10 protein-coding genes are annotated in these 12,787 nt (G+C 72.0%); 5 read left to right on the top strand and 5 right to left on the bottom strand.

Annotation, left to right across the window (positions count from 1 at the left end; genetic code table 11):
- Positions 1 to 213: 213 nt before the first annotated feature.
- The 3 genes from AB0G56_RS36085 to AB0G56_RS36075 form a co-directional block, all read right to left on the bottom strand.
- Complete coding sequence (locus AB0G56_RS36085) at positions 214 to 1,938, bottom strand: acyl-CoA dehydrogenase family protein (RefSeq protein ID WP_360978519.1); 1,725 nt, start codon at positions 1,936 to 1,938, stop codon at positions 214 to 216.
- On the bottom strand, positions 1,935 to 3,554 hold the full coding sequence (locus AB0G56_RS36080; RefSeq protein WP_360978516.1) for an acyl-CoA dehydrogenase family protein: 1,620 nt from the start codon (positions 3,552 to 3,554) through the stop codon (positions 1,935 to 1,937). The genes AB0G56_RS36085 and AB0G56_RS36080 overlap by 4 nt, the downstream gene beginning before the upstream one ends.
- A 186-nt stretch (positions 3,555 to 3,740) precedes the next feature.
- The gene (locus AB0G56_RS36075; protein ID WP_360978513.1) at positions 3,741 to 5,564 is read right to left on the bottom strand and encodes a fatty acyl-AMP ligase; all 1,824 of its coding nucleotides are present in this window, start codon (positions 5,562 to 5,564) and stop codon (positions 3,741 to 3,743) included.
- Positions 5,565 to 6,007: 443 nt separating this feature from the next.
- On the opposite strand from AB0G56_RS36075, the gene AB0G56_RS36070 reads away from it, so the two are divergent.
- The 5 genes from AB0G56_RS36070 to AB0G56_RS36050 all read left to right on the top strand — a co-directional run bounded on the left by AB0G56_RS36070 (position 6,008) and on the right by AB0G56_RS36050 (position 10,878).
- Positions 6,008 to 6,421 carry a cobalamin-dependent protein gene (locus AB0G56_RS36070; protein ID WP_360978509.1) on the top strand — a complete coding sequence of 138 codons (414 nt, stop codon included), beginning with the start codon at positions 6,008 to 6,010 and terminating at the stop codon, positions 6,419 to 6,421.
- Complete coding sequence (locus tag AB0G56_RS36065) at positions 6,418 to 7,680, top strand: methylaspartate mutase (RefSeq protein ID WP_360978506.1); 1,263 nt, start codon at positions 6,418 to 6,420, stop codon at positions 7,678 to 7,680. Before AB0G56_RS36070 ends, AB0G56_RS36065 begins: the two co-directional genes overlap by 4 nt.
- 129 nt (positions 7,681 to 7,809) lie before the next feature.
- Positions 7,810 to 9,045: a lipase gene (locus AB0G56_RS36060; RefSeq protein ID WP_360978503.1), complete on the top strand. Its 1,236-nt coding sequence runs from the start codon at positions 7,810 to 7,812 to the stop codon at positions 9,043 to 9,045.
- Positions 9,046 to 9,070: 25 nt separating this feature from the next.
- A complete protein-coding gene (locus tag AB0G56_RS36055) occupies positions 9,071 to 10,045 on the top strand; it encodes an ATP-binding cassette domain-containing protein (protein ID WP_360978500.1) in 975 nt (324 codons plus the stop codon).
- Positions 10,042 to 10,878, top strand: coding sequence for an ABC transporter permease (locus tag AB0G56_RS36050; RefSeq protein WP_360978497.1), 837 nt, complete (start codon positions 10,042 to 10,044; stop codon positions 10,876 to 10,878). The genes AB0G56_RS36055 and AB0G56_RS36050 overlap by 4 nt, the downstream gene beginning before the upstream one ends.
- Positions 10,879 to 10,966: 88 nt before the next feature.
- On the opposite strand, the gene AB0G56_RS36045 is transcribed toward AB0G56_RS36050, so the two are convergent.
- Together AB0G56_RS36045 and AB0G56_RS36040 are read right to left on the bottom strand one after the other, a co-directional pair.
- Positions 10,967 to 11,902 (bottom strand): TauD/TfdA family dioxygenase, encoded by a 936-nt coding sequence (locus AB0G56_RS36045; protein ID WP_360978531.1) that lies wholly within the window; start codon positions 11,900 to 11,902, stop codon positions 10,967 to 10,969.
- A gap of 13 nt (positions 11,903 to 11,915) precedes the next feature.
- Positions 11,916 to 12,722, bottom strand: coding sequence for an alpha/beta hydrolase (locus tag AB0G56_RS36040; RefSeq protein WP_360978494.1), 807 nt, complete (start codon positions 12,720 to 12,722; stop codon positions 11,916 to 11,918).
- Positions 12,723 to 12,787: the final 65 nt, after the last annotated feature.

Below are 12,787 nucleotides of genomic sequence, written 5' to 3'. Positions count from 1 at the left end.
TCGGCGGACTGCCGGTGGGCGTGCGCCCGTGCGGCAGCGGCAGCGGCAGCGGCGCGGTGGTGCTCGGGCCGGGGCCCGCCGGCGCCCGGCCGGGTGGGATCAGGTGTGGGGTCAGGTGTGAGTCGAGGACGGGTCAGGTGTGGGATCCGGTGTGACTCGGGCGTGGATCAGGTGTGGGATGAGGAGTGACTCGGGCGTGGATCAGGTGTGGGATCAGGCGAGCGGCCGTGGCAGCAGTCCGAGGCCACGTGCCTGGGCGCAGCGGTCCACCAGTTCGGCCCACAGCGGCTGTTCGAGGTGGTCGGGCAGCGAGGCCCGGGGGGCGCCGGACGGGGTGCGCAACCGGTGGAGGGCGGCGGCCGCCCAGACCGGGTCCGCCAGGAAGGTGTCGTCAAGGTCCTGGGCGTGCCGCCACGTCTCGGAACAGGCGGCGGCCACGAGGACGTTCACATAGCGGGTGGTGAGGTCGTAGGTGTGCGAGGCCGCCCCGACCGACAGCTCGGACGGCGGGAGCGCCGCGCACTCCTCGGCCAGGACGGCGAGTTCCCGGACGAAGTGCTCGCCGTGCTCGCGCAGCGCGGTGTACGCCGCTCCGCCGCCCTGCGGCATGGCGGCCAGCCCGGCGCCGAGCGAGGTGCTCAGGCTCTCGCGGCCGGCGGCGCTGATGGCGAGCCGGCGGAAGTCGAACTCGGGAAGGTCGGCGCCGGGGTGGAACAGCTCGGGCGGTGCGGTGGCGTCGCCGCGCCAGGACCGCCGGGCGAGCAGCGGGAGCTGGGGCAGCAGGGACATCTGGCACGCCGCACGCGCCGCGTGTCCGAAACCGGCGGGCTGGATGTCCCGCAGGAGTTTCTGGAAGGCCGCGGACGCTCCCTCGCGGAGGTAGAAGTGGGCGCCCAGTACGGCCGAGAGCCGGTTCATGGCGTCCATGAGGGTCTTGGAGACGAAGAACTTCACGGCCTGCGCGTAGATCGGGGTCTCGGCAGGCAGCAGGTGCAGCGCGCGGGTCGCCACGGTCGCGAAGCAGTCGGCGGTGAGCAGGTCCGAGAACGCGGCGGAGAGCACCGAGCGGACGTGCGGCAGATCGGCGGCCGTCCGGCCGTACAGGCGCCGGCCCACGACGTGCGCGTGGGTGAGGCGCAGTGCCGTGTCGAGGACCCCGGTGAACATCGACACCAGGGTGGTGCGGGTGACCTGGAAGGACCGCAGCGCGGTCTCCAGACCCTGGCCCGGGGTGCCGAGGACGGCGCTGTCGGGCAGCGGGCAGTCGCGGAACTCGATGCCGCCCAGCTGCACTCCGCGCATGCCGCTGGTCCGGTAGCGGGGCAGGTACGTCATGTGCCCCTCGGGAAGCCGCGACTTGTCGACGAACAGCTGGGAGTGGCTGCGGCTGCCGGGACGCTGTGCGGTACGGGCGAAGACGACCACCGCCTCGGCCCGCCGCACGTTGGTGATGATCTCCTTGCGGCCGTTGAGGACGAGTCCGGCCGGGCCCGGCAGTGCGGTGAACTCGGTGCCGGCCATGTCGTTGCCGTGCGCGAGTTCGTGGTAGGCGACGGCCACCCGGCGGCCGGAACGGAGCAGTTCGGCGGCCTGCCGGCAGTGCTCGTCGCTGCCCGCGGCCCACAGGTTGACGCCCGCGATGAACGAGCTGGCGCCGTAGCCCAGTCCGAGGCAGGGGTCGCGCCGGTAGACCGAGCGCATGATCTCCACGAGGTGGTCGAGCCGGTCGAGGCGGCCGCCGAAGGCCGTGGGGACGAACTCGGCGCCCAGGCCGTACGCGTGCAGCGCCTGTTCCCCGGCCTCGAACATCTCGCCGCGCTCGTCGGCTTCGAGGACGGCGTGCAGGCCGAGCGGGTTGTCGTCGGCGAAGGGATCGCCGAGCGCCGACTCCAGCGCGTGCAGCCGTGCGGTCAGGGCGGTGGTGGGTGCCGTCGTCACTGGGCGCCCCTTCGCGCGTGGTGGGCCGGCGACAACGGTGGCCCGTCGGGCGCGGTGAGCAGCCGGTCGGCCAGCCGGTCGAAGGCGCCGGCCCGCGTCTCGTCGACGGCGTGGCCGAGCCGGCCCAGGACGAGGGCGAGACCGGCTTGCAGCCACAACCCGTCGTGCGGGGTGCGGGCGCTGTCCAGCCACAGGTGCACGAGGACCGCTGCCGCGAAGCACAGTTCGTATCGCTCGGCCAGGTCGAAGGCGGACTGCGGGACGTCGCGGACGGTGCGTTCCTGCTGCTCCATCCCGGTGTGCACGGCGTCGGCGATCTCGGTGAGCTCGTCCGCCATGCGCGCCGCCTCGGCCGGCAGCTGACCTTGCCCGACGGCGGTGCGCAGTCGGCCGACCGCGTCCGGCAGGAGTTGCACGAGGCTGCATCCCCGGGTCGACAGCAACCGCAGCCGGCTCGGGTCGAAGGGGCGGGCGGGTCCGCTCGGTGTCGTCGCGGCGACGGCGTCCCGGTCGGCCGTGCCACGGCGCCAGGACCGGGCGAGGGCCGGGAAGTGGTCGATGAGCAGGCTGCGGTTGACGGCCGTGCTGCCGTCGAAGACGGCGACGATGCGGTGGTCCCGGTCGAGCTTGGCGAAGGCGCCCTCGCGGTAGGTGTCGCTCAGGAAGCTCCGCACCCCGAGCAGTTCGCCGAGCTGGTCGAGGGTGTCCTGGGCGAGCGTCGGGACGAGGGCCTTGGCGACGGACGCGATGACGCTCATCTCGGAGGTCAGGGTGTGGATGGCGCGGGCGGCCACGGTGGTGACGGCTTCGGCGACGATCAGCCCGGCGCACGCCTGGCCCAGGATGCGGCGCACGCGCGGCAGGTCGCCGAGCCGCCGCCCGTACAGGTGACGGCCGAGCGCGTAGTCGGCGGCGATCTCCAGCCCGTGGTCGAGCGCGCCCAGCGACAGGGCGGTGCACACGGTGCGGGTCAGCTGCAGGGTCTTGAGGACGGTCTCCGCTCCGGTGCCCGCCGCACCCACCAGCGCCTCGTCCGGCACGACGGCGCCGTCGAAGGCGATGCCGCTGATGTCCGCGCCGCGGATGCCGTGGGTGCGCACCTTGGGCAGGTGCCGGTGGCTGCCGGGGGCCAGTTGCTCCTTGTCGACCAGGAAGAGGCTGAAGCCCCGGGCGCCGCCGCGCTCGTCGGTGCGGGCGAGGACGCACAGGAACCGGCCCCGTGTGGCGTTGTTGATGAGCCACTTCTCCCCGTCGAGCCGCCATCCCCGCGCCGTGCGGCGGGCGGTGAACTCTCCGGCGAGCAGGTCGCTGCCGTGCTCGCGCTCGGTCAGCGCCCAGGAGGCCACGGCGCCGGCCCGTACCTGCGCGGCGAGCAGGTCCGCCTGCGCGGGGCTGCCCCCGACCCGGACGGGGGCGGTGCCGAGGAACGTCTTGCCGTGGGCGACCGCGACCGTCAGGTCGCGGCGGGCCACGGTGCGCAGCAGCTGGACGAGTTCGACGTGGTCGTCCAGGAGGCCGCCGTGGCGGGCGTCGACGTAGTGGGCGGCGAGGCCGAAGTCGTCGAGCGTGCGACAGGCCTCGGCCGGGAAACGTTCCGCGCGGTCCAGCGCGGCCATGGTTCGAGGGCTCAGAGAGCCGTCTGCGGAGTCTGACCGGCGCAGGAACTGATCGAGTCTGAGCACAGAGGTGTGCTGCACTGTGGATCCCCCGGTGTGTGGCTCCCCGGGCCGGGCGGCGCGCGAGGAACTGTTCGTGGTCCGGCGCCCGCTCGGTGCGGGCCGGCCGGTGTGTCTGCGGCGTGCTTACGCGGTGGCTGCTTCCAGACGAGGGTCGAGCTTGCTGATGAGCGCGGAGACCTCTCCGGCGCGGAAGAGTTCGCGCATCTCCAGGCGCTGGATCTTGCCGCTCGTGGTACGCGGCACGGCCCCGCGGCGGACCAGGGCCAGCCCCGACAGGTGCGCGCCGAACTCGGTGAAGACGGTGCGGCGGATGGAGGTGGCCAGCTCCTCCAGCTCGGCCTCGGTGTGCCGGCCGCGCAGTTCGTGCACGAGGACGAGGAGTTCCTCCTCGCGGCCTTCGTCGTCGCGCACGGGCACGGTGAAGGCGGCTCCGAACGTGCCGTGCAGGTGGGGATGGTGCTGGCGCGCCTCGTACTCGATGTCCTGCGGATAGAGGTTGCGGCCGCGCAGGATGAGCATTTCCTTGAGCCGTCCGGTGATGAACAGCTCACCGTTCAGCACGGCGCCCAGGTCCCCGGTCCGCAGGTAACCGCCCTCGGCGTCGGCTCCGGCATCGGCGTCGGCTCCGGCTCCGGCTCCGGCTCCGGCTCCGGCTCCGGCTCCGGCATCAGCATCGCCATCGGCGAGCGTGGCGTGGAAGGTCCGCTCGGTGGCTTCCGCATTGTCCCAGTAGCCGTGGCCGACGCTCGGACCGCGCAGCCAGATCTCGCCGATCTCCCCGTCGGGCAGCGCGCGCCGGCTCCCGGGCTCGACGATGCGTACGTCGTAGTCGTGCGGGAAGCCGCAGGAGACGACGTCCCTGCCGGGGCCGGCCGCGGAGACGGGCGCGAGGGTGCCGCCGGCGAGGCGCTGCTCGTCGACGTGGAGCACGACCGGTTCGCGGTGGCCGGAGCCGCTGACGAAGACGGTCGCCTCCGCCATGCCGTAGCACGGGTTGAGCGCCTCGGTGCGCAGACCGGCGACGGCGAAGCGCTTGGCGAAGGCGGTGAGGGTGGCGGCCTGGACCGGCTCGGAGCCGTTGTTGGCGTACCGCCAGCGGGACAGGTCCAGGCCGGCGAGCTGCTCGTCCGTGATCTGACGGCTGCACAGTTCGTACGCGAAGTTGGGGCCCGCGGACCAGGCGATGTCGAACTCGTCGATCATCCGCAGCCACCAGTGCGGCCGCTTGAGGAAGGTGGTCGGGCTCATGAGAACGCAGGAACTGCCGAGATACAGCGGCGGCAGCAGAATGCCCATGAGGCCCATGTCATGGTAGTGCGGGAGCCAGGAGCCGAAGCGGGAACCCGCGTCGAGGCCGAAGGTGCGGCACAGGCTGTCGGCGTTGTGCAGCAGGTTGCCATGGGTGAGGACGACGCCCTTGGGGCTGCCCGTCGAACCCGAGGTGTACTGGAGCAGGGCGACCGAGTCACGGTCGATGGCAGGCAGCGACTGCTCGGCCAGGGGCGGCACGTCGAGGGTGTCGGTGACGAGCAGCGCGTCGCGGTCCCGTCCGGCTCCCTCGGCCCAGTCGCCGACCTCCGAGAGGCTGCGGCCCTCGGTGAGAACCACGGCGACCTGGGCGTCGGCGGCGATGGCGGACACCCGGCGCCGGTGATGGCGGTACCGGCCGGGAAGCGGTGAGGGTACGGCCACGACGCCGGCGTACAGACAGCCGATGAAAGCCGTGGCGAATTCGAGGCCTTCGGGGTACAGCAGCAGTGCGCGGTCCCCGGGCGCACATCGCTCCAGCAGCGCGGCGGCCACCGAGCGGGCCCTCCGGTCGAGTTCCGGATAGGTCACGGATATTCGGCCGTCATGGGCATCGAAATCGGATAAGAAGGTGACGGCGGTGGACGAACCGCGCTTCGCGACATTCCCACGGATGGCCTGGACGAAATTGGCGTGCATCAAAAAGATCCTTCCCCCGCAGCGCCGCATTTCTGCCCGCGGTGCCACATCTTCCTATGCGGTTGCCATTCATTGATCTCTGGATCCGAACCGGTGCGTCCTCCTCTGACCATCGACCGGTGACCAAGGTCAACTTTCATCGACCCTAAGGACCATTGAATCGTAAAGTCAAGCCCTTTTAGCCACCTTCACAGGAGCCGCGAACGGCGCCGAGCCAGTATCAAACCCCTCATCAAGGCGGGGTCAACCTACTTTGGTCAGTCCACACCCAACGAAGGTCATGCACTCCCCAACCATCCGGAAGGTTGCCCCGATTCCACACATCCCCACCTCCTGGATCCCTGAGACCGACGCCACTTGACTTGCCCTTGACACTCCGCTAGAGACACACCTAAGGTCCGATTGATCATCCAACTGCCATTACGTGGAGAGGGTGTTTGACCGTGGGGGGAACGGTACTGGTATCTGGCACGTTGTCAGATGCGCACACCTGGAATTTAATTTATGTACACCTCTTCCTTGAAGAGCGTGGATACACGGTCAGTAATCTCGGTTCCTGCGTTCCGGATGACCTCCTCGTCCGCTCCTGCCGTGAGCTGCGCCCGGATCTCGTGGTCCTCAGCAGCGTCAACGGGCACGGGTTCGACGACGGACTCCAGGCCATCGGGGCCATCAGGGCGGAGCCCGGCCTGCGCCACCTCCCGGTGGTGATCGGCGGCAAGCTGGGCACGGACGGACTGCGCAACGCCGGCAGCACGCGCAGACTCCTCGACGCGGGCTTCGACGCCGTCTTCGACACCGGCGACCTCGGTGCCTTCGAACTCTTCCTGAACCGTCACCGCACGGCCGCGGCATGACATCTCCGTCGGACCGGGGCTTCGGCGGTTTCGTGGCCCGCGCCCGGGCGCGCGGGGACCTCGTCGTGCAGCCGCGCATGGGGTTCGCCGGCGCGGCGCGGATGCGCGCCGGCCTGGAGCGGACCAAGCGGGCCGCGGGGGTCACCGTGGGCACGATCACCCTGGACAGCTACACCCGGCTGGGGGAGTACGCCGCGGCCGAGGCGGCGCTGGCCCGCGGTGCCCCCCTCAACGGCTATCCCCTGCTGGCCCATGGAGCGGCAGCGACCGGAGTCCTCCTCGACGGCGTCCAGGACGACTCCTTCCCGGTCCAGGTCCGCCATGGATCGGCCCGTCCGCGAGCGATCTTCGCCGAGCTGGTCGCGGCGGGCGTGCACGCCACCGAGGGCGGCCCCGTCTCGTACTGCCTGCCCTACAGCCGTACGCCGCTGCGCGAGTCCGTACGGTCCTGGGCGGACGCTTGCGAACTGCTGGCCTCGGCCGGCCGTCCGGACCTCGTGCCCCACCTCGAGACCTTCGGCGGCTGCATGCTCGGCCAGCTCTGCCCACCCGGCCTGCTGGTGGCGCTGAGCGTGCTGGAGGGACTGTTCTTCGCCCAGCACGGGCTGCGCAGCATCTCCCTGAGCTACGCCCAGCAGACCAGCACCGAACAGGACATGCAGGCGCTTGCCGCGCTGCACCGGCTGGCGGCCCGGGAACTGCCCGCCGACGTGCGGTGGCACAGCGTGCTGTACGCGTACATGGGTCTGTATCCCAGCACCGGCCGGGGGGCGGAGCGGCTGCTGCGCTCCGCGGCCTCGCTCGCGGTGCGCGGCGGCGCCGCCCGGCTGATCGTCAAGACCGCGGCCGAGGCGCATCGCATCCCCACGATCGACGAGAACGTGACCGCACTCGAACTGGCCTCGCACACCGCCCGGCAGGACTGCCGCGGCGGCCCGGGGCCGGTGCCGGACGCGTCCGGCGGGGGGGTCTACGCGGAGGCCCGCGCGCTGGTGCACGCCGTCAGGGAACTGCACCCGGACGTGGGAACGGCCCTGGTCCGCGCGTTCGCCCGGGGCCTGCTGGACGTCCCGTTCTGCCTGCACCCGGACAACCAGGGCCGAACCCGCAGCGTCATCGACGGCGGCGGCTGGTTGCGCTGGTCGTCCACCGGCGGTCTCCCCCTGCCGCGCACGGCCGCGCCGCAGCCCGCACGGGCCATGACCGCGGAGGGACTGCTGGACTCCCTGGCCTTCGTCCGGCGGGCCTACGACTCATGAACCCCATCGGGCGACGCGGCGGCCTCCTGTTCGGATCACCTTCGGCAGAGCATTTGCGTGCCGGACGAAAGGGTCAGGTCATGCCTTTCCGCAGATGTGCCGCGGGCCCGCCGCGGGGATCTTGGACGCATGAAACGGCACCACCCCCTGTCCCTGTTCGCCGCGCTGCCGACGGCGGCCCTGGCGCTGCTGCTCACCGGGCTCTGCCTGCGGCTGTCCGCGCCCCCGGCTCCCCGTGCCGCGATCGCCGCTCCCCCGGCCCCCCGTGCCGCGATCGCCGCTCCGGCGGCGGCCGTGGTGCCCCGCCTGCCGGCGCCCACCGGGCCGTACCCCGTCGGCCGGGCCGATCTGCGCCTGGTCGACCGCCAGCGCACCGACCCCTGGACGCGCCGCGGTCCACGGGAGCTGATGATCAGTGTCTGGTACCCGGCAGGCGACACGACGGGACGGCCCCGGGCCCCCTGGATGCCCCCTGCCGTCGCGCACGGCTTCGCGGGGAACGCGTCCCGCATCCTCGGTCTCCCGGCCGGACGCGTCGACTGGTCGGCGGTGACGACCCACGCGGCGGTCGGCGCACCGGCAGCCGAGCCCGCGCGGCGACGGCCGGTGATCCTGTACTCGCCCGGTCTCGGCACCTCCCGCTCGTGGGGCACGGCGCTGGTCGAGGAACTCGCCGGCCGCGGCTACGTCGTCGTGACGATGGACCACACGTACGAGGCCCTCGGGGTGGATCTCGGGCACGGCCGGGTCGCCCGGCCCATGACGGCTCACGCCGGCACCGCGGACGGGCTGGCCCGGCGCATGCGGGTGCGCACCGCCGACACCCGTTTCGTCCTGGACGCGCTCGCCCGGCCCGGCACGCGGCGCGCGCTGCCCGCGGGGCTGGGCGCGCAGCTGGACCTGGACCGGATCGGGATGTTCGGGCACTCGGCGGGCGGGATCACCGCGGCCGAGACCATGGCGCTGGACGAGCGGATCGACGCGGGCCTGGACCTCGACGGATTCAACGTCACACCCGAACGGCGCTCCTGGCCGGAACTGGACCGCCTGGTACGCACGGGACTGGACCGCCCGTTCCTGATGGTGGGGTCCGGCGCGGCGCCCGCCGGGGCGCTGCCGGGCCGGCTGCTCGACAGCTCACCGGCGTCGGTGACGGTCCGCCGCCTCGCGGGCACAGCGCACTATTCGTTCACCGACTTCCAGTCGCTGCTCCCGCAGTTGCGCCACCGGGCGGATCTGCCGGGGCGGCGGACGGCCCGGCTGATCGGCACCGGTGCTCCGGAGGCCGTGGTGCGAAGCGAACGCGCGATCGTCACCGGCTTCTTCGGCCGCCATCTGCGCGGCCCGCATCGCCCGGGCGACTGAACCGGCCTGACCTACGGGGGGATCCATGGCCGAACCGATGATCAGCACGAGGGACCTCACCAAGTCCTACGAGAAAGTGCACGCCCTGCGCGGCGTGAGCCTCGACGTGGCGGAGGGCACGGTGCTGGGCCTGCTCGGGCACAACGGCGCCGGCAAGACGACGCTCGTGAACATCCTCGCCACGTTGCTGCCGCCGAGCGGTGGCAGCGCGGTCGTGGCCGGTCATGACGTGGTCCGCGACAGCCGTGCCGTGCGCGGCTGCATCGGGCTCACCGGACAGTTCGCCTCGGTCGACGAGAAGCTGTCCGGCTTCGACAACCTGGTGCTGATCGCGCGGCTCCTGGGGGCCAGTGCCCGGCAGGCCCGCGCGCGTGCCGACGCGCTGCTCGACGTCTTCGATCTCTCCTCGGCGGGGCGCCGGCTGTGCCGTACCTACTCGGGTGGGATGCGCCGGCGGCTCGATCTCGCCGCCGGGCTCGTCGGCCGGCCACGAGTGATCTTCCTCGACGAGCCGTCCACCGGGCTGGACCCGGCCAGTCGGCTCTCCCTGTGGGAGACGGTCGAGGCACTGGTCGCGGACGGCACCACCGTGCTGCTGACCACGCAGTACCTGGAGGAGGCGGAACGCCTCGCCGACACCGTGGCGGTCCTGTCCGAAGGGAGTGTGGTGGCGGCGGGAACGCCGAGCGAGCTGAAGTCCCGCGTGGGTGAGCGCCGGGCCCATCTGTCGACGACCCGGCGGGGGGACGCCGTCAAGGTCGCCGGGGCCCTGCGCCGAGCCGGGTTCGCCGCCGTGCAGACACCGCGGGAGGGCGCGGTGAGCGTGCCGGTCGCCGACTTCGACGACTTCGCGCAGGTCGTGCGCGCGGTCGAGGTCGCCGAGGTGCCGGTCACCGGGCTCACCTTGTCGGAGCCGTCCCTGGACGACGTCTATCTCTCCCTCGCCGCCGGGCCGGTGGCGACCGCGGCTCGCCGACTCACCGAGGAGCAACCGTCATGAGCGTCACGGCACCTGCCGGCCGCGTCACCTCCGCGCCCCCCGAGCGCTGGAAACCGGCGGGCCCGCGCGCCCAGTTCGCCGTGCTGACCGGGCGGAGCCTGCGCGGCCTTGTCGCCGACCGCAGGCTCGTCGTCCTCACGCTGGTCCAGCCGCTGATCCTCCTGGTCATCTTCAGCCAGGTGTTCGGCAGCATGGCCTCCCCGGACCGCTTCCCCGCGGGCGTGAGCTACATCGACTACCTGATGCCGGCCATCCTGGTCACCAGCGGGATCACGTCGGCCGTCGGCTCCGGCGCCGAGCTGATCCGGGACATGGACAACGGCGTGCTGGTCCGCTTCCGCTCGCTGCCGGTCGGCCTGCACTGGATCCTGGTCGCCCGCGCCGTCACGGACGTGCTGCGCACCACGGCCCAGACCGCGCTGCTCCTGGTGTGCGCCACGCTGTTCTTCGGCTTCGAACCCGCGGGCGGCGTGCTGGGCGTCGCCGGGGCGCTGGTGCTGGCGCTCCTCGTCATCACCTCGCTGACGTGGGTCTTCATCGCGCTGGGCACATGGGTGCGCAGCGCACGGATCATGCAGAGTGTCAGCGGTCTTGCGCTCTTTCCCCTGATGTTCGCCTCCAGCGCGTACGTCCCCCTGGACGCGCTGCCCGTGTGGCTGCGCGCCGTGGCCGTGGTGAATCCGGTCTCGTACGCCGTGGACGCCACACGGGAACTGGCCCTGGGCTGGTCGCCGGGCGGCGACGTGCTGGGGGCGGTGGCGACCAGTCTCCTGGTCATGGCTGTCGCCGTGTGGGCGGCGGTGGCGGGGTTCCGCAGACCGCTCACCCGCTGACCTCACCTCCGGCCGCCGACGGGCCGGACGACGCAAGGGGGCGGACGCCGGCCGGCGTCCGCCCCCTTCGGCGTGGTCTGCGGGACGGTCAGTCCGTCATGGCGACGAGGACCCGGCGGGGACCCGTGAAAGGGCGCCGGCCGTGTCCCACGGCGAGGTTGTCGATCACCATCAGGTCGCCCTGGTGCCAGTCGACGTCGACCGCGTTGTCCAGGCCCCGGTCGCGTACCTGGAGGACGTACTCCGCGGGGATGGCGCTGCCGTCGGCGAAGGTGACCGACTGCGGAAGCTCCTCCTGCGGCAGGATCTGCGCGAGTTCGGCCGCCGTCTCGTCGCCGAGGGACGCCGGGTGCCACTGGTCGGACTGGTTGAACCACACGTCCACGCCCGTCTCGGGGTGGGTGATGGTGGAGTGGCGCACCTGGGTGATGCGCAGCGTGCCGTCGGGGAGCCACTTCCAGTCGGCCTCCGCATCACGCAGAAAGGCCTCCACCGCTGCCCGGTCGGTCGTCTCGAAGGTCTCCTGCCAGCTCTTGCCCAGCCCCAGGCCGTCGTGCAGGTTCTGCGTGTAGCGCACCCCGCCGGCGAACGCCTCGCGCACCTCCCGGTCGAGGGAGGCGAGCCACAGCTGCCCGTCGACCACGGGTGTGGCACCGCCGGTGGCGGGCGCCGTGGCGCAGAAGAACACGAGCCGCGACGGCCAGCGATGGCCGTAGCTCAGCTCGTTGTGCATCGAGATCGTCAGGTCCTGCGGGTACTCGGTGGAGGTGTAGATGTTCGAACCCACCTTGGTGCGGGGCGAGTTGCCGTGCACATAGGCGAGCCGGTTCGGCAGCAGCAGGTCCAGGACGGGGTCCAGGGTCTCCTCGGTGAGGTGGAAGCCGCGGAACACGACGGCCTTCTCACGGGTGAGCAGGCCCGCGAAGTCCTCGTGGCCGCGGATCAGTTCGGCCAGTGCCCCGGGATCGCCCGGGGTGCCGTCGGGACGCAGCTCGAAGGGCTTCCAGGCGCGCAGCTCGGCCAGGTCGCTCATGCGGTCATCCTTCCTGCCTGAAGAACTCGATGATGATCTTGTTCACGGCGTCCGGGTCTTCCAGGTAGCCGTAGTGCCCGCAGCCGGGCAGGAGGTCGTACGTCGCTCCGGGAACGGCGTCGGCGACTTCCCTGCCCAAGGGGGCGGGGGTGATCAGGTCGTCGGCGAAGGCGACCACATGGCACGGCCGGTCGATGCCGGCGTAGGCCGCGAGCCGGTCGTCCATCGCGGAGAACTCCATGTGGACGCGGTCACCCCCGCTCGTCGGCGCCGACATCTCGAAGAGGTCCAGCCAGTCCTTGATCTGGTCGGAGTCGGCCAGGGTCCGCGGCGAGAGGTTCTGCATCGCGCGCACCACCGCGGTGTACCCCGCAGGCAGCCGCAGCCCCGAGTCGTGGAGGGCGATCTCCGCGGCGGCCAGGGCACGGCGCATCGTGTCCGACCGGCCGCGGGTGGCCATCAGTACCACCCTGCGCACCAACTCGGGCCTTTTCAGGGTGAGTTCCTGCACGATCTGAGCGCCCATGGAGGTGCCCACGTACAGACAGGGCCCGATCCCGAGGTGCTCGACCAGGGCGGCGGTGTCGGCCACCAGGTCGTCGATGGTGAAGCCCTCGGCGCACTCGTCCGTGGGGGGAACCCCGCGGTTGTCGAAGGTGATGACCCGGTATCCGGCGGCGGTGAGAGCCGGCACCTGGTGCAGGTCCCACACCCTTCCCCGGCTGCCGCTCCCCATCACCATCAGGACCGGCTGCCCCGTGCCCTGCGAGTCGTAGTGCATCCGTATCCCGTTCACGGCTGCCCACGCCATCCGCCCCTCCCCCTCCGCCGGGACGCCGCCGGCGCACTGTACGTCCCCGCAGTTCCGGAACGCGT

The organism is Streptomyces sp. NPDC021356, from assembly GCF_040641015.1.
Taxonomy (GTDB): domain Bacteria; phylum Actinomycetota; class Actinomycetes; order Streptomycetales; family Streptomycetaceae; genus Streptomyces.
The sequence above is the reverse complement of the archived record's forward strand: the minus strand, read 5'-3'. Positions and strand labels throughout refer to the sequence as shown.